General features: G+C 66.9%; 20 protein-coding genes. 6 read left to right on the top strand and 14 right to left on the bottom strand.

All coding sequences use genetic code 11. The features are described 5' to 3' along the window. Nucleotides 1–169 precede the first annotated feature (169 nt). Nucleotides 170–1,072, bottom strand: coding sequence for an NmrA family NAD(P)-binding protein (locus O3I_RS25290; protein ID WP_014985836.1), 903 nt, complete (start codon nucleotides 1,070–1,072; stop codon nucleotides 170–172). A gap of 123 nt (nucleotides 1,073–1,195) precedes the next feature. On the opposite strand from O3I_RS25290, the gene O3I_RS25285 reads away from it, so the two are divergent. Next, the gene (locus O3I_RS25285; RefSeq protein ID WP_051066758.1) at nucleotides 1,196–2,065 is read left to right on the top strand and encodes a helix-turn-helix domain-containing protein; all 870 of its coding nucleotides are present in this window, start codon (nucleotides 1,196–1,198) and stop codon (nucleotides 2,063–2,065) included. Here O3I_RS25285 and O3I_RS25280 read toward each other — a convergent pair. The 6 genes from O3I_RS25280 to O3I_RS25255 all read right to left on the bottom strand — a co-directional run bounded on the left by O3I_RS25280 (nucleotide 2,062) and on the right by O3I_RS25255 (nucleotide 7,898). Beyond that, nucleotides 2,062–2,397, bottom strand: a complete 336-nt coding sequence (locus tag O3I_RS25280) for a histone-like nucleoid-structuring protein Lsr2 (RefSeq protein WP_014985834.1) — start codon at nucleotides 2,395–2,397, stop codon at nucleotides 2,062–2,064. The genes O3I_RS25285 and O3I_RS25280 overlap by 4 nt on opposite strands. 93 nt (nucleotides 2,398–2,490) lie before the next feature. Beyond that, nucleotides 2,491–4,644 (bottom strand): DUF6461 domain-containing protein, encoded by a 2,154-nt coding sequence (locus tag O3I_RS25275; protein ID WP_014985833.1) that lies wholly within the window; start codon nucleotides 4,642–4,644, stop codon nucleotides 2,491–2,493. Between the two features lie 251 nt (nucleotides 4,645–4,895). Then, nucleotides 4,896–5,474, bottom strand: coding sequence for an SAM-dependent methyltransferase (locus O3I_RS25270; RefSeq protein WP_014985832.1), 579 nt, complete (start codon nucleotides 5,472–5,474; stop codon nucleotides 4,896–4,898). Beyond that, nucleotides 5,471–6,226: a PIG-L deacetylase family protein gene (locus tag O3I_RS25265; RefSeq protein WP_014985831.1), complete on the bottom strand. Its 756-nt coding sequence runs from the start codon at nucleotides 6,224–6,226 to the stop codon at nucleotides 5,471–5,473. Before O3I_RS25265 ends, O3I_RS25270 begins: the two co-directional genes overlap by 4 nt. Then, nucleotides 6,223–7,164, bottom strand: a complete 942-nt coding sequence (locus tag O3I_RS25260) for an acyl-CoA dehydrogenase family protein (protein WP_014985830.1) — start codon at nucleotides 7,162–7,164, stop codon at nucleotides 6,223–6,225. Before O3I_RS25260 ends, O3I_RS25265 begins: the two co-directional genes overlap by 4 nt. Continuing rightward, entirely contained in the window at nucleotides 7,164–7,898 is a 735-nt protein-coding gene (locus O3I_RS25255) for a glycosyltransferase (RefSeq protein ID WP_014985829.1), read from the bottom strand. The genes O3I_RS25260 and O3I_RS25255 overlap by 1 nt, the downstream gene beginning before the upstream one ends. A 402-nt stretch (nucleotides 7,899–8,300) precedes the next feature. Here O3I_RS25255 and O3I_RS25250 point away from each other — a divergent pair, with 402 nt between their 5' ends. Next, on the top strand, nucleotides 8,301–9,710 hold the full coding sequence (locus O3I_RS25250; RefSeq protein WP_014985828.1) for a threonine/serine ThrE exporter family protein: 1,410 nt from the start codon (nucleotides 8,301–8,303) through the stop codon (nucleotides 9,708–9,710). 69 nt (nucleotides 9,711–9,779) lie between these two features. Here the strand turns inward: O3I_RS25250 and O3I_RS25245 are convergent, their stop codons facing one another. Continuing rightward, nucleotides 9,780–10,532, bottom strand: coding sequence for an ANTAR domain-containing protein (locus O3I_RS25245; RefSeq protein WP_424769588.1), 753 nt, complete (start codon nucleotides 10,530–10,532; stop codon nucleotides 9,780–9,782). 192 nt (nucleotides 10,533–10,724) lie between these two features. Continuing rightward, nucleotides 10,725–11,999, bottom strand: a complete 1,275-nt coding sequence (locus tag O3I_RS25240; RefSeq protein ID WP_051067007.1) for a serine hydrolase domain-containing protein — start codon at nucleotides 11,997–11,999, stop codon at nucleotides 10,725–10,727. A gap of 164 nt (nucleotides 12,000–12,163) precedes the next feature. Between O3I_RS25240 and O3I_RS25235 the strand changes: the two genes are divergently transcribed. Further along, a complete protein-coding gene (locus O3I_RS25235) occupies nucleotides 12,164–12,802 on the top strand; it encodes a TetR/AcrR family transcriptional regulator (RefSeq protein WP_014985825.1) in 639 nt (212 codons plus the stop codon). Between the two features lie 65 nt (nucleotides 12,803–12,867). Here the strand turns inward: O3I_RS25235 and O3I_RS25230 are convergent, their stop codons facing one another. From O3I_RS25230 to O3I_RS25215, 4 genes are read right to left on the bottom strand one after another with little or no spacing between them, the layout of a single operon-like run. Further along, the gene (locus O3I_RS25230; RefSeq protein WP_014985824.1) at nucleotides 12,868–13,878 is read right to left on the bottom strand and encodes a zinc-binding dehydrogenase; all 1,011 of its coding nucleotides are present in this window, start codon (nucleotides 13,876–13,878) and stop codon (nucleotides 12,868–12,870) included. Next, nucleotides 13,854–15,446, bottom strand: coding sequence for a phosphonate ABC transporter, permease protein PhnE (gene phnE / locus O3I_RS25225; RefSeq protein ID WP_014985823.1), 1,593 nt, complete (start codon nucleotides 15,444–15,446; stop codon nucleotides 13,854–13,856). The genes O3I_RS25230 and phnE overlap by 25 nt, the downstream gene beginning before the upstream one ends. Next, nucleotides 15,443–16,258: a phosphonate ABC transporter ATP-binding protein gene (phnC, locus tag O3I_RS25220; protein ID WP_014985822.1), complete on the bottom strand. Its 816-nt coding sequence runs from the start codon at nucleotides 16,256–16,258 to the stop codon at nucleotides 15,443–15,445. The genes phnE and phnC overlap by 4 nt, the downstream gene beginning before the upstream one ends. Nucleotides 16,259–16,260: 2 nt before the next feature. Further along, the gene (locus tag O3I_RS25215) at nucleotides 16,261–17,229 is read right to left on the bottom strand and encodes a phosphate/phosphite/phosphonate ABC transporter substrate-binding protein (RefSeq protein WP_014985821.1); all 969 of its coding nucleotides are present in this window, start codon (nucleotides 17,227–17,229) and stop codon (nucleotides 16,261–16,263) included. Between the two features lie 233 nt (nucleotides 17,230–17,462). Between O3I_RS25215 and O3I_RS25210 the strand changes: the two genes are divergently transcribed. Further along, entirely contained in the window at nucleotides 17,463–18,185 is a 723-nt protein-coding gene (locus O3I_RS25210; protein WP_014985820.1) for a GntR family transcriptional regulator, read from the top strand. 234 nt (nucleotides 18,186–18,419) lie between these two features. Continuing rightward, a complete protein-coding gene (locus tag O3I_RS25205) occupies nucleotides 18,420–19,859 on the top strand; it encodes an alkaline phosphatase family protein (RefSeq protein WP_014985819.1) in 1,440 nt (479 codons plus the stop codon). Between the two features lie 281 nt (nucleotides 19,860–20,140). Here O3I_RS25205 and O3I_RS25200 read toward each other — a convergent pair whose 3' ends face one another. Beyond that, the gene (locus O3I_RS25200; protein WP_014985818.1) at nucleotides 20,141–20,650 is read right to left on the bottom strand and encodes an FAD-dependent monooxygenase; all 510 of its coding nucleotides are present in this window, start codon (nucleotides 20,648–20,650) and stop codon (nucleotides 20,141–20,143) included. A 187-nt stretch (nucleotides 20,651–20,837) separates the two neighbouring features. Here O3I_RS25200 and O3I_RS25195 point away from each other — a divergent pair, with 187 nt between their 5' ends. After that, complete coding sequence (locus O3I_RS25195; RefSeq protein ID WP_014985817.1) at nucleotides 20,838–21,062, top strand: hypothetical protein; 225 nt, start codon at nucleotides 20,838–20,840, stop codon at nucleotides 21,060–21,062. Nucleotides 21,063–21,195: the final 133 nt, after the last annotated feature.

Genomic DNA, 21,195 nt, shown 5'->3' with positions numbered 1-21,195 from the left:
GCGTTCGTTCTTACCGGTTGTGTTGCGGCAGTGGGAAGCCGAGTGCTTGGGCGTCGGCACCGCCTCGGCGCGGGCCACAGACTTTCTACACGGTTCACAGCAGCGATACCTGCTGTGAACGGTCGACAGCGTCTGTGAGCCTCCTCCAGTGCTACCGCCACGGCGGCGCTCAGTCGGTGGCGAGTGCCGCTTGAAGCTGCGGCACAAACGTTGTGGTGACGAACGTTTCGATGCTGGTCGGGGTGGTGGTGCGGGGCGAACGTGGTTGCAGTGTCGCGGTGTGCCCCGAGTTGATCGCGTGCACGACCTCGACCATGAGGCCGGTGACATTCGGTGACACTCCGGCACGCCGTTGAGCCGCAGCGAATTCCTCGATCGACTGTTGTACGTAGCGAAGGTGCGGCAGATCAGCGATCCGGCCGATCACCTCGGCGACCTCGGCCATGCTCAGATCACGTTCACCATGGAGCTCGAGAACGTCCGATGCGGAGGTCGGGGTGCGCAAGCTGTGCGCGGCGGCCCGGCCGATGTCGGCGGTGCTGACGAAAGGCATTGCGACATCGGGATCGAACGGCGCACAGATGACCCCGGCGCTGCGGATGGCCTCGAGCTGACCGAGCAGGTTCTCCATGAAGTAGCCGGCCCGCAGGTGCGTCACTACCGCGTCGAGCGTATCGATCTGCCGCTCGAGATAGTGCAGTCCGGCGACCGGGCCGGTGCCCGCTGGTTTGTCCGCGCCCCAACTGCTCAAGGTCACGACCCGGCCGACTCCCGCGCCGGCGAGCGCCGCGGTCATGGCGTCGACGATAGAACGCTGATGCGCGAGGAAGTCGGGGCTGTCCGGGATGTAATTGGGCTGCACCATCACATAGACCCCGTCGGCACCGTCGAAAGCTTCGGCGAGTGCCGCTCGGTCGGTCGGATCTGCCACGAACGACTGCGCGCCAACAGCTTCCAGCGGCGCCAACCCTTCGTGACTGCGTCCGATGGCGCGCACGGCGCGGTCCGCTCGGAGTAGTTCCTCGACCACCACCCGCCCGGTGCGTCCGGTCGCTCCTGTCACCACGAACATCGGTCTCCCTTCATGACGGCCGCAGCCGTCCCTCGATGTCGCCGACGGTAGGAGCGGTCCGTGGCAGCGGGGTAGTGCTGACGCACCCACCCTGAAACGGCGGGCGTCCTTACTCTGGAGCGAGTGGTGAACAAACCGGGTGCCCTGGCCGAATTCCTGCGCGCGCGGCGCGCGCTCACGCGCCCGGAGCAAGTCGGGCTCGTCCCCGGTGCGGCGCGGCAGGTCCCGGGCCTGCGCCGGGAAGAAGTCGCCATGCTCGCCAATGTCAGCACCGACTACTACACCCACCTCGAGCAGGGCCGCGAGAAGCACCCCTCGACTCAGGTCCTGGACGCGCTGGCTCGGGTACTACAGCTCGACTACGACGCCCACACCCACCTCCGCGCTCTCGCCGCTCCCAGCAGGCCCGGGTGGCGGACGCACCAGGATCTCGGGAGCGTCGAGCGCGCCTGGACCAGCCTGCTGGAGCACATCACCACCCCCGCGATGCTCGTCACCCCCTGGCTGGCGGTGACAGCCCGCAACCGCCCCGCCGATGCCCTCTACGACGGAATACCGCTGCGGGACAACCTGGCACGAATGGCCTTCCTCGACGACGCGATAACCCGCTTCGTCGACGATCCAGACCAACTCGCCCGATGCACCGTCGCGACGCTGCGGGCTGCCGCCGGACCCGAACCGCACGCGCCGCAGATGATCGAACTGATCGGGGAACTATCGCTACGCAGCGACACCTTCCGTCAGCTGTGGGCTCGCCACGATATTCACCGAAAAGGCAGCGCCATCAAACACTTTCACCATCCGGTAGCGGGCCTGCTCACGCTGCACCAGCACGTGCTGACCCTGCCCGATCATCCCGAGCTGCAACTGTGGATCTACCGGCCCGAGCCGGGCGCCGACTCTGAAGACGCTGTTCGAAAGCTCGCAGAGTCAGCGACCGCAACGCTTCACCGGCCGACGCCGGTGTTCGCCCGGGCTCGAACTCGGGGCTAAGCGGCCGCTTTTTCGTAGGCGGCGACGACCTCGGCGGCGATCCGGCCGCGGCTCGACACCTCGACCCCGTTCTGCCGCGCCCATTCCCGGATCGCGGCGGTCTGCTCACGATCGCGCACCGAGCGCCCCTTGCCCTCTTTACCCCGTGGCGCCCGGCCGACCCGGCGTGCCGCCTCGGTCCACGGTGCCAGCGCCGCACGCAACTCCTCCGCGTTCTTCGCCGACAGGTCGATCTCGTACTCGACCCCGTCGATGCCGAACCGGACGGTATCTTCGGCTTTGGATTCGCCGTCGAAGTCGTCCACGAGTTCGACAGTCACCTTGCGCGCCACAACAACTCCTTCTGTTCAGTCCGAAACCGGGAAACGCCAGCCTAATCCGAACACGAGCAGAATCCAGTCTGCCGCGCGCGGACATCCTCTCGGCTAGCCCGGATCGCTGAGGACGGTCCGGGCTTCGTCGACGAAGTCGGCGGCGGCGGGGCCCCACGCGTAGCGGGCGGCGTCGAGGGCGCCGATCGCTGCGGCCAACGGGTCGGGGTTGGTGGCTTTGTGCAGCGCGGACCAGAACCAGTAGTTCGTCCGATCACCGACGGTCGATCGACGGACGCGCAGTTCGGCTTCCGCTGTCAGAGTTCGGGTCTCGACGCAGGCGACCACGTCGGGGTCGTCGGCCAATTGGACGTGTTCGGCAGTTCGGCCGACGGCCCACCACGCCATCGCCTGCTGGCGTTCGGCGGGCAGCTCCGTGAGCAGGTCGGTGTCCGCGCCCAGCGGGCCGTGCCCGCGATCGGCGCGAGATCCATCGGATCGGCGCGACACGGGGTGGAGCTCGCCGAGCAACGGCAGCACGGCGAAGCCGATCCCGGCCGATTCCACCCGTACGAGATCACTCTCGGCGAACGCGCTACCGGTGAAACGTTCCACTGCGACAAGCCCTTTGGCGATCTGGTTGCGGTAATCATCGAAATCCAAGTCGCGCAAGATCGGTTCGAGCGTGCGATCGTGTTGCTGCTCACCGAGTTCGAAGGCCGCGACGATCCGGCCGTCGGCGGCGAACGACAACCGCGTCAGACCGTTGACGTTCCAGTACAGCGACGCGGCGCGCGTACCGCGGGAGAGCGCGCGCAACTCCGGACCATGGCTGCCCTGATAGCCGTTGTACTCCACCGCCAGCACCGCGTCGGCGAGGGACGCCACCGCGATCCACGGATCGCCACGCTCCATCGCTCGCTCCTCGAGTTCATCCATTCGCTCGGGGGCGGCCGGGTCGCCGCCGAAGGCGCGCACCACGGTCCCGGGATCGCTCGCGGCGACAACGGTGATCGTCCCGGCGTCCGCGAGCGCGGTCGTCGCCACCCAGCGATAGGCGTCCTCGGGTTCGGCCACGCGCAGCGGTTCGGGCTCGCCGCGCAAACGGTGTCCGAGTCGATCGGTCCGCTTGTGCACCACCGTTTCGGTGTCCGGTGACTGCCACACGGTCAGCTTGTAGGACTCCCGGCCATCGGCGTCGTCGCGGCCGGTGGCGTGCACCCGGACCCGGTAGGTACCCGGCCACGGCGGCGTCTGTTCGATCAGCGAACCGTGGCCACCATAGCCCGGGGACGGTGGCGCACCGAGTATCGATGCCAGGCCACGGGTCGCGGTCCAGGCGACCTCGACCACCTCGTCCCATCCGCCGGCGTCGACCTCGGCCGGTGGACTGTCGAACACTTGGACCGTCACATGAACGAAGCCATCGGCGGTCCCGGTCCGCACCACCGGCCCCGCCGGACTCACGACCACCAGACCGTTGCCGCGGAAATCGGCGGTGTCGGGAAAGTCCGACTCGGTCAGCGCGAACCGATGGTCGCGAGCCTGCACGGTGCCCGAGGAATAACGCGGATACAGATACCCGGTGCGGATCTTCGCGATCCGCGCGGCGTCGTACGCGTCCGGCATCGGGGCCGCGCGCAGCAGTGGACACACCGCGGTCAGCGCGGCGCCGACCACCGTCGCCGGATCATCGCCATGCCCCAGGTTGCGCAGCACGATCGCCGCCACCGCCACCCCCAGCGCCAAGTGGGACGCGCCATGAGCCGCCGCGACCGCGGCCTCGTCCAGCGCGGCGCCCTTGTCGCGCTCCGCAGCCGAACGCAGTTGCGCGACAACGTCGCAGTGCTCGCTCAACCGGGCGGTCAGCGCTACGACAAGCGCCAGCGCGCCGGGCCGGAAGGCCTCGAGTTCGTCGATCGCCGTCGTCGTCGCACCGGCGCCCATCATGTGACCGACCATGACGGCCTGCCCGTCGTCGGGCATGGGCAGCAGCGCCGCCAGGCTCGGCACCACCGGCACGGCAAGTTCGGCGACCAGCAATTCGAGCGCGCCGAGTATCCGTTCCGGCAGCAACTCCCCGAGCCGCGCCAGCTCACCGCGAATCCCGTTCTCGCCGAACGCATATGCGCCGAACTCGCCGCTCGACAGCCGCAATCGGCCCAGCGTCGCCGCCGGAGACGCCGGTATCCGCGGCCGCACCTTCCGCATCGTCTCGGCCACAGCCGATCCGAGCTGATCGGTGACTTCGTCCGCAATATCGGTCATGGTTCCCCGCCCTGGTTGCGCCACTCGTGCGCCGTCGAATGTACCCAACGCGCTTCGATGTCGATCCACGCCGATCTCGGCCAGGCCGCCATCAAGGGCGCGTGGCATGGTTCGAGCCGCCGGTACGAACCGAATCCCTCTGGCGAGCAACATGTTACGCGGCAACGCCGAGTCTCCCCACGTGTGATCGCCGCGGACAGGGCGCGCTGTGGCGGACGAAGGTCGTCTGGCGTCTCACTCTGTCGGGTGGTTCACGCCGATGCGGTGAGGATCTCCATGCGGACGTCGTCGTCGAGGTAGGTGGCGACGCTGCGGTGGGGTAGGGCGGCGAGTACGAGGTCGGTGGCGTGGTCGCCGTCGAGGTGGTGGTCGGGTTCGGGGTGACGCCAGTGCGACAGGGCGACGGTGGTGCCAGGGGAGAGGTGCGCGGCCATCGTGGTGATCGTGGCGCTCAGGGTCGGCGCGGGTTGGTAGTAGGCGATTTCGCTGAGCACGATGAGGTCGAAATCGTTTCCCCAGCACCAGGGTTGGCCGAATCCCCAGTGGTGGACGGTGACGTGGGGTTGGTCGCGGCAGCGGGTGCGGGCGAGTTCGACGGCGCGTGGGGCGATGTCGGTGGCCAGGACTCGGTCGCAGCGTGGTGCGAGGGCGGCGGTGATGTGGCCGTTGGCGCATCCGGGTTCGAAAGCGGCCCGATATCGAGGGTGCGGCAGCATCGCCATGAGCAGGTGGCGTTTGCGGATCTCGTACCAGCCGGTGTCGAATTTCCAGGGGTCGGGATCCGCGCGATATTTGGCGTCGAAGAATTCCGGGTCGCTGCGCGGGTTCATACGAAGACAACCTCGTTTAAGGTGAGCAGGCGTGCCACGATATGGGGTGCCAGCACAGCGGCGTCGTCGGCGTGATCGGACAACGCGTGGATCTGTGAGGCGAACAGTGCGGTGGCTCGCCGTTTACGTCGCACACACTCCTCGGGAAGGATCAGGCGCCGGGCGCGGGGCCAGTCGATATCGGGATCGGCGGGAGCGGCCCAGTGCCACATCCACACCGGGTATTCGAGGACCCGGGCGCCGCGGCGGGCGGCGGCGGTGCAGGCGGATCGGGCGGTGGCCTCGTGATCGGGATGTCCGTCGTTGTGCAGCGGTATCGCCACGGTGGCAGCAGGCCGGATGTGGTCGGTGAGCAGGTCGGTGAGCCGGGCCGTGTGGACGGTGACCGCACCGTCGGGCAGGCCGAGGCTGACGACCTCGGCGACACCGAGTTCGGTTGCGGCGGCGGCGGATTCGCGCCGGCGGAGGGCGGCGAGGTCGGCCGGTGAGTGGGTGGGCGAGTTCGGGTGCGACGCTTCCCCGTCGGTGACGGCGATGATCGAGGCGTGTACCCCGTGATCGGTGAGCAGCGCGGTCAGCGCCCCGGTGCCGAGGACTTCGTCGTCGGGGTGTGGTGCGACGATCTGCAGGTGCGGGGTATCGACCAGGGTGAGTGGGTCGATCGCGGGCAACTGCTCGAGCCAGGGTGTCCAGGTTTCGACGGTGGTGCCCGGCGCGGTGAGATCTGCGGCGGCGAAACGCTGCACGCTCATCGCGCTCCGATCAGCGCGCCGAGATCGGCCAGGTCGTGTTCGGCGTGGCTTTGGCGCAGATACACGGTGGTGTCGGCGACGCGTTGTGCGTGTGCCGGGTTGTGGGCCAGCGGGGCCGCGCCGAGCGCTCGCCCCACGTGGTCGAGGGTGCGGGTCGCGGCGTCCTCGATGACCGCTCGCACCCGGCGGGCGCGGATGCGAGCGCTGGGCAGGTCGAGCGGATCGGCGTCGATCTCGCCGGCGGCGCAGGTCAGCGCGCAATGGGCGCCGTAGAGGGCGGCGTCGACTGCCCCGCGGTGGGCCAGTCGCAGTGCGTCGGCGCGGGCGGGGGTTTGCAGGAGTAGGTCGGCGACGCCCTGGGCGGCGCCGAGCCAGCACGCGGCCACCCCGATTGCGCCGTGCCAGAACCCGGGCCGCTCGACGTACTTCCCCGGTCCGGCGACCAATGTGGCGGGCACATCGGTGAATTCGACGCTCAGGGTCGCCGACCGGCTCATACCGGCACCGTGCCAGGTGCCGGGCAGCACCGTGATTCCGGGGTCGGAAAGGTCGACGGCGAACAGCGCCGACGCGTGTTCGACCCGAGCGGTCACCAGCGCGTGCGTGCATATCCCCGCCCCTGAACACCACAGCTTGCGTCCGGACAACCGCACCCGCTTTTCGCGGGCGACGGCGGCCAGTATCGGGTCGGGCGGCTCGGCCGCCCATACGCCCCACAACTGGCCGGGCCGCGGCCCGCCGACACCTAGTTCGGCGGTGATCGCGCAGGCATCGGCGTGGGCTTCGGTGAGCCTGGCGATCACGACATCGGTGCGTGCGAGGTCGGACAGCGCCTGCCACCGCTGCCCGGTGTCACCGCTACCGGGCAGCGGCCACTTCGACACCGCGTCGGTGTCGATGGCGTCGCGAACGAATTCGGCCGCTTCTGTTGCTCCCATCAGGCACTCTCCGGGTGGTCGCCGGCCAGCGCGGTGAGGTAGCCACCGAAGCCGCCCGGCACCCGATTGTCGCGGCGATCGGAGGTGGTGACGGCGGGGCGGTCGACCCACGCCACCCGCGCGCCCGCGGCCTGCAAGCGGGTGACGAGGTCGACGTCTTCGTGCACCGCCAGCGGCGCGAAGCCGCCGACACGGTGATACCAGTCGGCTCGCAACCCCAGGTTGGCTCCGTGGATGTGACCGTGGTGCCCGCGGCCCGGGCAGCCGTGGCGCAGGTAGCGGCGCTCGAATTCCGCGCGCACCGGCGCCGGATGCTCACCCCAGCCCACTGCCACCGTGCCGAGCACGACATCGGCTGCGCTCGCGTGAACCAGCTGGCCGCTGAACCAGTCCGGAGGAACAACCGAGTCCGCGTCGGTGCTCGAATACCACACCCGCGCCAGCTCCGGAACGGTGAAATGAGTGGCGGCGTAGGCGAATCCGGCGGCGCGGGCCGCTCCGACACTGCGGGCTCCGACCTCCACGATGTCCATCGAGGCCGGCACCAGACGTGCGGAGCCGTCGGTGCAGGCGTCGAGCACGACCACCACGCGCACCGGCACGTCACTGTTGCTCGCGGCCACCTCCACCGACGCCAGACAACGACGCAGCAAGTGCTGCTCGTTGTGGACCGGCACGACGACCACCACCGCGCTCGGCCGCACCGATTCGGCGACCTCGACCCGCGACCACATCACATCACCCTCCGGCAACCACTCCGCACCGATCCGACCGGAAACGATCTACCCCCCGCCGCCTGCGGCAAACAAACGGACACCGCCCGCCGAAAGTGGTCGGGTAACCGTCATCACAAGCCGGGATATTTGCGTTGCCAATGGGCAAACCGGCAGCAATGCTGGGCGGTGGCGGTGTCCTTCAGCTATTCGAGATCGGACTTCCGAGCATTGCGTCGTCGTTGGTAGTTCGTCGTTGCCGAGCAGCACTGGATCGGAGATCATGCCGAGCACGATTGCGAACGAGACAGCACGGGTGGGGTCGTGACCGGCGATCGCACCTGGTCTCGCGCGACTGGATCGAAACGTCGTCGAAAGTCCGATCAGGGATCGGCTCATCCGGTCGCGAAACCACCGCCGCGGGTGACCACGCCCGAGCAACGGCGCAATATCGCATTGTTGTTGCGCGGGAGCATCTATTCCGGTGTTTCGCCCGTTCCGGCCGCGACCGGGGAACAGTATTCGCCCCGCCAGGTCATCGACTTCTGCCTGGACCTCGGGGAGGTGATGTTGTCCTCTGGTGCGGATGCGCGCAGCGTGGAAGTAGCGATAGTCGCGGTGTCGGCGACGTGGAATCTGGCGTCCGTCGAACTCGACTTTCCCGGCTCATCGATCCATATGGTGCACGCTGCTGCCGACGAACCGACGATCGTGGGACTGCGGGCGGTGCGTGAAATGAACGCCGATCTGCACCGGCTCAACAACGTGTACGGCGTTGTCGATGACATCGTCGGCGGCCGGGCCGACATGACCCGAGCCAGTCAGCGGCTCGTCGAATACATGCGCTCGGATCCGAGATGGCCTTATCCGGTCGTTGCGGCCGCCGTCGGGTTATTGGGCGTGGTCGTGGCCTTGCAGGCAGGCGGCACTTTCCGTTCCGCGGTCGGGGCTTTCGTGCTGATGTTCGTACTGATGTACCTCGGAAGAATACTCGGCAGGCGCTACATTCCAGGATTCTTCGTCGCCGTCGCGCAAATGACCGTGGCCACGATGCTCGGCAGCCTGGCGATGGCCTACAGTTCGATCGATCCGGGCGAAGCCGCCAGCATGGTCGCCGCCTGCGTGGTGCTGCTCCTGCCACACCCGTGGATCGTCGCGACGGCACAGGACGCGATCTCCGGATTCCGGAGCCTGGCTTTGGTGCGTGGCTTGGGCATCGGTCTAGTGGTGCTCGGCATGGTGACCGGTGTTCAGGCCGGCGTGACCTCGACCCGGTGGGTGCACCTCGAAGTCGACCCGTCGGCGATTCATCTCACCGGTCTCACGCTGTTCTGGGCGTTGCTCGCCTCGGCGATCGCTGCCGGGGCGAATGCGTTCGCGCAAGGGGCGACCGCGCGGGTGGTGCCGATTTCGATCGCGGCCGCGGTATTCGCTCAGATGATCGTCCAGTTGTGTGCGCGGGCACATATCGGATTGCAATTATCGTTGATGCTCGGCGCGGCGATGCTCGGCGCCGTCGGCACGTGGACTGCGGCCCGCCTGCGTATTTCCCCGGCGTCGATAATCGTGCCCGCATTCTGTGGTGCTCTGCTGCCGTCGCTAGCGGTTGCCCATTCGCTACTTCAGTTCATCGGGCATACGCCCGGCTCGGGAATGTCGGTCGCGCTTTCCGTGCTCACCACACTCGCGATCGGCGCGGGCCTGGTGCTCGGCGACATCGTCGCTACCGGAAGGGCACGGCGGATGGTCAGCATGCGCACCCGGATCCCCTCGGCGAATCTCGACACCGAGCCGCAGCCGACCGCCGACACCGACAGGCCGGTGGAACTGTAACCCCATGGAACTGTGCGTCATTCACTGTGTCGATAAGTCTTCAGCGTGGATACCACCGGGCGGCGCGAGTCACTGACCGTGACTTCGATCCTGCGTGGGCGGATCCAGGTATTCGTGCAGGCTCAACACGATGTGGTCCATCTGGATACGCAATGCGGTCGGTCCGCCGCGCAGCGCGGTCGCGGCGGCGACCAGTCGCGCGGCCAGCACGCGCAGTTTGACGTTGGTCTCCTGCGATCGCCACCGCAGCGTGGCGAACGCCTGGTCCGGGGTCAGTCCATAGGCCAGGATGAGAACACCCTTGGCCTGCTCGATGTCCGCCCGCGCCGACACCAGCTCCGGCAATGTCTCCTCGAGGATCTCGCGCCGGTTACGACGCAGGCTGGCGGTCAAGTCGATGAAATACCCCTCGGTGCCGACCACGGCGCCGGTGGCGTCGAACATCCCGTCGGCCACGACCAGCACCTGATGATGCACCCCCGCGGTGTCGATGACGCGATGCCTGCTGCCGAACGCCCCATGATCCCGGACCGCGGCCGCCAGCGCGTCCGCGACCGCGGCGCGGTCGTCGGGATGGTTGTGCGAGAGCATCAACTCCGTGGTCGGAACCTTTTCGCCCGGCTCGTATCCGAACAAGTGCCAGATCTCGGCCGACCACTCCCAGCGCTGGTCGTCGAACCAGAACCGGAACCTGCCCACCGGGTCCACGTCGCCCGGCGCGGCAGACGCATCCTCGTCACCGGGGCCGGGCACCGCCTCGTCATCGCTCACCACAACAGCATTGCCGAAACCCACCTCGCTCGCCACGCGCACCTGCGCAATGCTGTGGGTGCTCAGTGCCGGTTCGGTCTCGTGGCCCTCGGGCCCGCACGCAGGCACCAGCAGAAGGCTCGCGATCGCGCCGGCCGCGAGGGCGGTTCGTTCGGTGGCGGCGATGGTGTTGCCCAGGTCGATGTAGTAGCCAGCGGTGCCGACGGGTGCCTGCGGCGTCGTAGCTGCGGTCGGAAACCACCGTCACGTGGTCGACCTTGCCGATGCCGGCGAGGGTCGTTTCTTCGGTCTCGCTGCATGCCCGACGTGGGCAGCGATGGCTCGGAGGAACTCGACGTTTTCCACGTCGCGGTTGGTCCGCTCCTCTTTGGAGGTGCCGTATTCGCGGTTGGCGGAGAGTTTGACGATGGTGGTGCCGCTTGCGGGATCGACATAGATCAGTTGATTGAGGATGCCGATGGCGCTGAAGTCGCCGCGGTTTCCGGCCGGAATCCACCACTGGTAGCCGTATCCGAGATCGATGCCGTGATCGCCGAGGATCGGGTTGCCGGGTTCGCGTATCGGGGAATCGATCGTGGTGGAGGCCCGCACCCAGTCTTCGGAAATGATGCGGTTTCCCTGCCAGACGCCGCCGTTGCGGTACAGCTCGCCGAGCTTGGCGTAGTCGCGGGCAGTGAGATTGAGCCCGGCGAAGGACGCCTCGACGCCGCGCATGTCGGTGACCCAATAGCCGGGTGATTCGAAGCCGAGGGGTTCCACCAGTTTCTCGTGCATGTAGTCGGAGACGGTGCGGCCGGTGGCGCGTGCGATGAGCGCACCGAGCACCTGGGTTTCGCCGGAGTTGTAGCGGCAGACGGTCTCGGGGGCGCTCTGTTTCGCCATCCGTGCGACGAAGCCGTCGAGACCACCCTGGAGGCCGAGCACTGCACGCGAAAGCTGCTGAATTTCCGACCGGCGGTCATGGTAGGCCTCATTCCAGCGAGCGCCGGAGGACATACCCAGGACCGTCCTGATCGAGACGCCGTCGTACGCCGATCCCGGCTCGACCCGAACGTAGTCGCTGATCGGATCGTCGATGCCGCGGATCAGACCTTCGTCGACGGCAATGCCGACGAGGCAGGACACGAAACTCTTGGCGACCGACATCGACAGCCAGTTCACCTTCGGCCCGCCGGTCAGCAGATAGCGCTCGTAGCGCACGGTGCCCTCGACCAGGACCAGGAGTGCGGCGGTATCGGTGCCGACCAGGAACTGCTCGGTGGACCATCGGGCGCCGCCGAACGAGTAGGTCTCGGGCAGCTGGATCGTTGCGCCGACAGGCCATTCGAACGGAGTCTTCGACGCCGCCATTTTCCGGGTCGGGGCCAACTCGCGGATGCCGGCGAGGGTCACGTGCTGCGGGGCGCCCGTGAACAGCCCGGCCGCCGCGAGCGAAGCCGGTCTGCGCCGCGTCAACGTCTTGCGAGCGAGGTAGCGCAGGAGAAACGGGACGGTGTTGGCCCGGTTGCGAGGTGACATCGTGGGTCCTTCGGTCGTGAACTGCGGCGGCACCACGGGACTGATCCGGCTGCGACGACTACCGCCGTGGCAGACTAGGAGTACCAAGTGGTACGCGTACCAGATGGTACGCCTAGTTGGACCGTGCTGACCAGACCCGGCCTGCCGAACCAGGAGAAGCCTCGATGGAGATGAAACCGGCACCCGACGGACGCGCGCTGCGCTATCGGCATCGACGCCCCGAACTCCTTCGGGGTGCGACGGAGTTCGTCCTCGAGCACGGGATCGCTGATCTGTCCCTGCGCGCAGTCGCGGAGGCACTCGATGTTTCCCACCCGACGCTGCTGCGACACTTCACGTCGAAAGAAGCACTCCTGCTGGCCATTCTCGACGCCCTTCGCACCGACTTGTTCGCGAAGCCGGCCGACGTGGACGCACTCGCCCAAGCGCAGCAGACGCCGGCCGATCTCGTCCGCGCGCTGTGGCGAAAACTTTGCGAGCCGGCCGAGCAGCGGCAGTTCCACCTGCTGTTCCAGCTAGTCAGCCCGCCCGGGGCGATCGTTCAGGGCAGCGAGGAGCTCGCGACCTCGCTTGTTCGAGACTGGGTCGAGATGATCACAGAGCGACTCGTCCTCGACGGTTGGCCACGCGAACGTGCGGAACCGGTCGCCACCTTGGTGCTGGCGCAATTCCGTGGCCTGCAATTGGACCTCTTGCTCACCGGTGACCGGGAGCGCGCCGACCGGGCCGTCGAGGAGTCGCTGCGCTTGCTCGCACCCCGGTCTGAGCAGCCGGGGGAGATGATGGGCGCCCCGGCAAGTTGAGCATGTGGTGTGCGGCTCCCGGAGTGGCCGAGCCCCACGCACCTGATCGCTACTGCCGGCGATGTTCAGGGTGTGCACGACATCCGTAGTTTGCCGGGCGAGCTGCTGGTGAACAGTGAAGCGATCTCGGCGAGTGGAACCGGTTGTGCGACAACCGTTTCCCATGCGTAGGTGGTGTTGGTGCGTTCGAGGAAATCGATGGCCTGTGTGAGGTGGTGCGGCTCGTAGTTGTGCACTCCGGTGATCGTGTGCCATCTGCGTACCACGGTTTCCGGGTCGATGCCGATAGCGGGTCCGGGCGTGACCGATCCGGCGAGGACGAGGGTGCCCCCGATACCAAGGCGCTCGAGTGCGCCCGTGATAGCGCGGGATGAGCCGGAAAAGTCGAAGACGAGGTCCATCGGCTCGCCGGTGTCAGGGGTGGCGCCGAACTCGCGAGCGAGCTCGAGTCGTGCGGGGTCGAGCTCGTGGACGTGCACCTGCGCGCCGACTTCCGCGCAGGCTGCCGCCGCGGCGATGCCGAGCATGCCCGCGCCGTAGATCAGAACTCGACCGGTGATCTTCTCGGCGGCGTCCAGCGCCGCCATGACGGTCGCTGTCGCACAGGCCGCGGGTGCGGCCACCGCATCGGTCAGGGTGTCGGGCACTCTCGCGACGCTGGCACCGCGCGGGAGTACGACGTATTCGGCATACGCCCCTGACAGCGGCCAGTCGCTGTCGAACGGTTCGTGGCCGAATTTGCGGACGGATGCGCATTTGGCGGTGAACCCGGCCCGGCATCGTGCGCACCGCCCGCACGCCACAGTCACTGCCCAGACGATGCGGTCTCCTACCTGGGCCGGGATGTCTGAGCCTGCCACCACCACTTCGCCGACGGCTTCGTGCCCGAGGATCGACGGGCAGGGCGCGGGCCGTCGGCCGGCGACGGTGTGCAGGTCGCTGCCGCAGACGGTGGCCAGACGGACTCGGACGAGGGTGTCCCCGGCCGCGAGATCAGGGAGTTCGATCTCGCGGAGTTCGACTCCGTGACCGGTCCAGACGGCGGCGCGGGTTACCCGAGGAGTGATCGAATCCACCCTGAGAGCCTTTCGATGGCGTAGACGATGAGGAACATGACGATCACGATGGCGCCCGCGACATCGAACTGGAGGGTGCGGATCGATTCGAACAGCAAGTAGCCGATACCCCCGGCGCCGACGACGCCCAGGATGGTCGAAGTTCGGATGTTGACGTCGAGCAGATAGAGGCTCGAACCGACCAGCGCGGGCATCGCTTGCGGAAGCACCGCGGCGAACAGGGTTTTCCACCAGCCACCGCCGACGGCGCGTACCGCCTCGAGCGGTCCGGGGGCGATTTCCTCGATCGCATCGGCCACCAGTTTGGCGAGGAATCCTATCGAGCCCAGTGCCAGCGCACAGGCGCCGGCGATCGGTCCCAGGCCGACCGCCGCGACGAAGACGACGGCCAGAATCAGTTCGGGCACCGCGCGAATCGCCAGAATCCAGGCCCGTGCCAGCCAATAGACGCCGGCGTGCGGGGTCACATTCCGCGCCGCCATGATGCCGACCGGGATCGACAACGCGATGCCGATGGCGGTGGCCACGATCCCGATCGCCACCGTCTCCAGCGCCGCGGTGAACAATTCCGCACCCAGCGCGCCGAAGTTCGGCGGGACGAGCCTGGTGAAGGTCCGGATCGACGGCCCGACCCAGGTCGCCAATGACCACGGACTGATGCCGAGTTCGGCGAACGCGGCGGCGCAGGACCCGAACACCAATGCGGAGAAGGTGATTCGGGCAATGCGATCGCGACGGGGATCGGCGCGAGCCGGCGCGAGCATGATCTTGCGGACGACGATCGCGAGGACCTCCATGGCCGCGATGATCGCCAGCATCACGCAGACGATGCCGAGTGCAGTGGGATACATCAAGCCGCGCAACGCATCCTGTAGCGCGAAGCCGATCCCGCCCGCACCGACGAAGCCCAGGACCACCGACATCCGCAGGTTGATATCGATGCGGTAGACGAAGCTCGCGATCCACGCTGGGACAACTTGCGGCACCACCGCATTGAGCATCTCGCGGAAATAGCCGACGCCGGTGCTGCGTACCGCTTCTCGCGGTCCGTGCTCGGTCGCCTCGATCGACTCGGCAAACAGCTTGCCGAGCATGCCGATGGAATGCAGTGCGAGAGCGAGGATTCCGGGTAGCACGCCGATGCCGAGCGCGCGTACGAACAGCACGGCGAAAAGCAGGTCCGGCATCGCCCGGCAGAACGTGATCGCGGCGCGGGCGACCGTGTACACCAGTGGGTGGGGTGTGGTGTTGCGGGCGGCCAGAAATGCCAGCGGGACCGAGACCGCCGCGGCGAGCGCGGTTCCGAGTATCGCCATCAGCAGCGTCTGGATCGCGAGTTCCCAGATCCGGCCCGGGTCGTCCAGCGTCGGTGGCAGCATGCGTTCGAGCAGCGACCGAACATGATCCAGACCTGCCAGCAGGGTCATCGGAGCGAAGTCGATCCACCAGGCCGCGCAGCCGGTGGCGATCACCGCCGCGCAGCACAGCGCGGCAAGCAAGCGCGGCCGAGCCGGCCCGCCGTGCTCGCGCCCAGACACCGCGGCACGCTCCGCCAGTACCGCGCTCACGCCGAATCCGCTGAGGTAGCAATGTATTCGGTGGATTCCGGGTCGACGCGCCGGTAGATCTCCATGGCGTCCTCGCGTGACATCTGCGCGGTCGGGCGGTCCATGACCTTGGCCCCGCCCCGCAGCCCGACGATCCGGTGGGCCCACCCCAAGGCGAGGTCGACCTGGTGCAGGGTGCACACCACGGTCAGTTTCTCCTCGACGCAGATCTGGAACAGCAGGTCCATGACGATGCCGGCGTTCTCGGGATCGAGGGAGGCGACCGGTTCGTCGGCCAGCAGAATGCTGGGTCGCTGCATGAGCGTTCGAGCGATCGCGACGCGTTGTTGCTGTCCGCCGGACAGGGTGTCGGCTCGTCGTTCGGCGAACTCGGCCAGACCGACTCGTTCCAGGTAGGCGCGCGCGGCGGCGCGCATGCGCTTGGGGTAGGCCAACGCGCCGTACCGCGGGATCGTGAGCGAGCCCAGCCCGCCGATCAGCACGTTTTCCAGGCAGCTGAGCCGGCCGACAAGATTGAACTGCTGGAAGACGAACCCGACCTCGCGGCGCAGTCGGCGCAACTCGGCACTCCCGGCGCGGTCGACCGAGGTGCCGTTGACGGTGATGGTGCCCGAGGTGACCGGGTGCAAGCCGTTGAGGCAGCGCAGGAAGGTCGATTTGCCGGACCCCGAAAGCCCCAGCAGCACGACGAATTCGCTGCGCCGCACCTCGAGCGATACCTCGTCCAGGGCGAGCGTCGGGCCGAAGCGCTTGCTGACGCCGTGGGCGGCGATGACGAGGTCATCGCCGGCCACGGGATTGTCGACAGGCATCGTCAGCTCTTGCACTTCTTGGAGCCGGTGATCTCGCAGACCTTGCGCACGCCGTTGTAATCGGCGTCCGTCGCGGGGACCACGCCCCAGGCGCGTTCATCGGTGATTCGGCATTCGTCGGAGCAGATGCCGCTGCTCTTCAGGTCGGCGGCGTTGAGTCCGGTGGTGAAGACGGCTTTCAGCTTTTCGATCACCTCGGTGCCGAGGGCGTTGTTCGCGGCGAAGACCGACCCGGCAATGGTCTCGGACTTCCATACGGTCTTGAGCTGTCCCGCCCGCAGATCGCCCTTGTCGATCATGGTCTTGTCGATCATGGTGTCGAAGGCGAATCCCGCGTCACAGGCGCCGGACGCGATCGAAAGCGCCGACGCGTCGTGTGCCCCGGCGTAGATGGGAGTGACACCGGCCGAAATATCGGCCACGGAACCGGATTTGATGACGTTCGCTTCGATCAGCCCTGCGGTCGGATAGAGATATCCAGAGGTGGAGCTGGGATCGACGAAACACACCTTCTTGCCTGCGAAGTCCTTCAGTCCGTTGATCGAGGCGTTGTCGGATTTGGTCAATCCGTAGGACTGGTAGCCGGGTTTCGCGCCCGCGGCCTTGATGACCGCGCCCAGCGGGGTGATCTCGGCTTTGTTGAGACCGGCGACCACATAGGCGAACGGGCCGAAGAACGCCAGATCCACGTTGCCCGCGATAATGCCTTCGATGACGCCTGCGTAGTCCGAGGCCTGCTTGAACTCGACCTTCGATCCGGTCTCCCGCTCCAAGAGTTTGACGACGGGGGCGTAGCTTGCCTTCAGGTCGGCGGAGTTTTCGGCCGGGACGGCCGCGAGCGTCAGGGTTTCCGGGAAGCCTTTGGCGTTGCGGGCGTTGGGGTCGGTACTGGAGCAGCCGGACGCGACCAGCGCCAGACCGGTCAGAACGGCCGCAGTGGTCACGGCATGGCGGCGAAAGCGGTTTTTCATTGTGACGCAGTCTTTCTCGCCGGAGCCGATCGTCCCGGCCGTGCTGAGAGCGAGCAGTTCGAAATGTATTGGAATAGAGCGACTTTCGGAGGTCGTATCGGCGTCCGGATGGCGGCGGCGGTCATGGACGCCAACTCTGATCCTTGGTATATACCAAGGAGTGCTGTTTGCCTGTCGGAGGGGTTAACAACTCCTGAACCTTGGTATATACCAAGGTTTGATAGGGTCGCCTCGTGACCGCGAGCACCGAACCCCGAGAGCTGAAACATCAAGCGCTGCGCGCGAAACTGGAGAAACTGCTCGACGGCATGTCCGCTGGCGACCCGTTTCCGGCCGAGCGTGAACTCGCCGAACGCTACGACGTCTCCCGCGAAACCGTTCGCCAGGCGCTGCGGGCGGTACTCCTGCAAGGCCGCATCGAACGCCGTGGCCGCACCACGATCGTCGCCAGCCCGAAGGTGGTGCAGCCGCTCATGATCGGCTCGTACACCGAGGCCGCCCTGGCGGATGGTCGCAGCGCCAGCCGCATCCTGGTCGGCTGGACCCACCTGGTCGCCGACGAAGAACTCGCCGGACATCTCCATGTCGAAGTCGGAGCGCCGATCACGCAACTCGAGCGTGTCCTGACTACCGACGGCTACCGGGTCGGCCTGGAAACCACCCAGTTGCCGGCGGAGCGCTATCCCGGGATGTTCGACAACTTCGATCACACCAGCTCGCTTTATGCCGCGATCATGGAGCGGGGCATAAAGTTCGAACGAACCGAGGACAGCATCGACACCACGCTGCCCGATGCCCGCGAAGCCGCCCTGCTGACCGTCGACGCCCGGACTCCGATGTTCCTGCTCAACCGAATCTCGTATGACCAGAACGGAATTCCCATCGAACACCGGCGATCGCTCTACCGTGGCGACCGCATGACGTTCACCACCACATTGCGATCCCGGCACGACTGAACGGGCGCTCTCCCGAGCCGTCGAATTCGCACATCGACTGCGGCCCGACGTCCGCCCGGGCCTGGCGACGACGCGTCGGTCGCGTCGTGGTTCGTTTCACCGGCGAATCCCACATGCACGCCACCCGCGGGTGAACGCGCCATGTGAGCAGGCAGCGAAGATGCTACTGAATGGAAACGATTCGTTCACCGTGGCGCAGTAGCGTGCGATCGCCTGCTCGAACGAGTCAAGGGGATGATTGTGGACGAATCGGACACGGCCGCAAGGGGTTTCACACGGCGTCGACTCCTCGGAGGTGCCGCGTTGGCGGCGGCGTTCGCGGCCATGCCGCCGAATGTGCAGCGAGTGCTGGCCGACCCGGTGACACCCCGGCCGATCGAGCATGTGGTGCTGCTGATGCAGGAGAATCGCTCGTTCGACCACTACTTCGGGACGATGCCCGGAGTGCGCGGTTTCTCCGATCCCGAGGCGCTGCGTTTTCCGGACGGCACCTCGGTATTCAAGCAACCCGACCCGCAGAATCCCGACGGCTACACGCTGCCGTTCCATCTGGACACCTACCGCAACAGTGTGCAGAAGATTCCGTCCACCTCGCACGCATGGAGCGTGCAACATGAGGCGTTGAACGGCGGCAAAATGGACAAATGGCTGCCCGCGCATCGTAAAGCCGACGGCAAGAACGGCCCGTATGTGATGGGTTATTACGAGCGCGCCGATATCCCGTTCCACTTCGCGCTGGCCGACGCGTTCACCGTGTGCGACGCCTACCATTGCTCGGTGCTCGGTCCCACCTGGCCCAACCGCATGATGTGGATGACGGGGACCATCGACCCTGCCGGTCGACACGGTGGCCCGCTCATTCGCAACAAGACGCCCGCGGGCGGCTTCACCTGGACCACGTATCCGGAGCGGCTCGAGCAGGCCGGGGTGAGCTGGAAGGTCTACAACGAAATAGATGACTACGGGCTGAACATGCTCGAGCAGTTCGCCCAATTCCGCGGACTGCCCACGGATTCGCCGCTTTACACCAAGGGGATCGCCACCGCGCCGATCGGGCAGTTCGAGCGCGACGCGCGCGAGGGAAACCTTCCCGCGGTCTCGTGGATTCTGCCCAACGCCGCAGCTTGCGAGCACCCCGATCACCGCCCCGCGGACGGTGCCGAGTTCATCGCCGACCGTATCAACGCCCTCGCCGCCAACCCGCAGCTTTGGGCCAAAACCGTTTTCATCCTCACCTACGACGAAAATGACGGCCTCTTCGACCATGTAGTCCCCCCGCTGCCGCCGAAAAATGAGAAGGACGAATTCGTCGACGGCGCGCCGATCGGCGGCGGATACCGGGTGCCGACCATTCTGGTTTCCCCGTGGACCGCCGGTGGCTGGGTCGCCACCGAACGTTTCGATCACACCTCGTGCCTGCGGTTCCTCGAATGGTTCACCGGCGTGCGAGAACCGAACATTTCCGGCTGGCGGCGCAAGACGTTCGGCGATCTCACCTCCGCCTTACGCCTGACCCAGCCGCCCGCGATGACACCGACCACGTTCCCCGGCGTCGACGCCGAGGTGACCCGCGCCGACGCGACCGACAAACTGCCCCTGCCCGGAATCCCTGCCGATCCGCAGTCCGAACCAGCGCAGGAGCCGGGCACAAAACCGCGCGTCGGACCGCGCTAGCCGGACCTTCGGACGGTGGCTCGCCGGGGTTGCCGCCCGCGTGGTGGACCTGACCTGGACAGCAGGCTCGCCCTGGCGCAGGAAGGAATCCGCCAGGGCGGGACCGCCGCGTGATCCGGCACGAAATTCGCAGGGACGGATCCAGTTCCCCCGTTACGATGCGCGACACGAATTTCTTCTTCCTGCGCTGAGGATCCCGTCGGCGAACCGGGGATCCCCCCGTCGTCGGCGAGGCGGACGGCATACCGCCGCTTCCGAACCTCGTTGTGGGAGAGATACATTCATGGGCATCCGCCTGGTGGCGCGATGTGTTCGAGGGCTGGAATCCGTGGTCGCCGCGTCGATGTCGAAGGCCAGCAGGGTCCACTGCGGACCACGGGTGAGGTCGAACAGGTCGACAGCGCCGCGGGGGCCGTGCAGGCCGGTGATGTCCGGGGCGCGGTCACCGGTGTGAGGTTCAGCTTTCCGGCGCTGGAGGTCCAGACGTGGGTGCGGTCACGCGGCAAGCCGTCGACGGTGACATCGCCGAGGTACCAGCGTTCCTCCTCGCGGGTCTCGCCCTCCAGCGGGAGACCGATCAGGTGACGGGTCGTGCTCTTGCCGCCGTCGGTGCCGACGACATAGCGTGCCGTGATCGTGCGCGCACCGGCTGCGGCCCGTACGGTCACCGTGACACGATCCGAATCCTGCACCAGGCCAACGGCTTCCGTGGCGTACTCCACCGCACCGCCCAGTTCGCGGAACCGCTCGCGCAGCGCGTGTTCCACATCGAACTGCCCGATCCAGAGCATGCGAAACAGTCACGCTCACTAGGCTTTGGTTCGGGCCGTCCGACATCAGATCGGCACATCAGGATAGGCACTGCAAATAATTCATGTAGGCGCGGCCCGCGGCCGGATAGCCGTCGCCGAACTATAGAAATTCAGCGGATTCGATGTCGTTCGTCCGTAAATCCGTGTTCGAATTGCTCTGGGATCCATGCTCGCCGGTGCGAGCGGTATCGCGGTGGCCGACCCGGACGGGACCGGCGCGTATGTGGAGTGTGCCTACAGTCTGCCGGACGGGAGGACGGACACCTGGGACCTGTTCGTCCGGAGTGGTGGCACCCTCGAACAATCGGCGCCTGAGGCAAAAGAAACCATCTACCGCTACATCGAGAAGGAGGGTGGCACCGTCATCCGGTGCGACGTCGACCGGGTATGACGAGCCGGGCGGGGCTCTTGGTCTTCCAGATGCCTACCGCACACCAATTGTCGAAACCAAGTGCCCGTCGAGTACTCGCGGCTCAGCCGGCCGACCATTCAGCCCGCGTCCGCGGTGGCGCACACCAATAGCC

This window comes from Nocardia brasiliensis ATCC 700358, assembly GCF_000250675.2.
GTDB classification, from domain to species: Bacteria; Actinomycetota; Actinomycetes; order Mycobacteriales; family Mycobacteriaceae; genus Nocardia; species Nocardia brasiliensis_B.
Note: the sequence above shows the minus strand (reverse complement) of the source record. Positions and strands in the feature narration are given on the sequence as shown.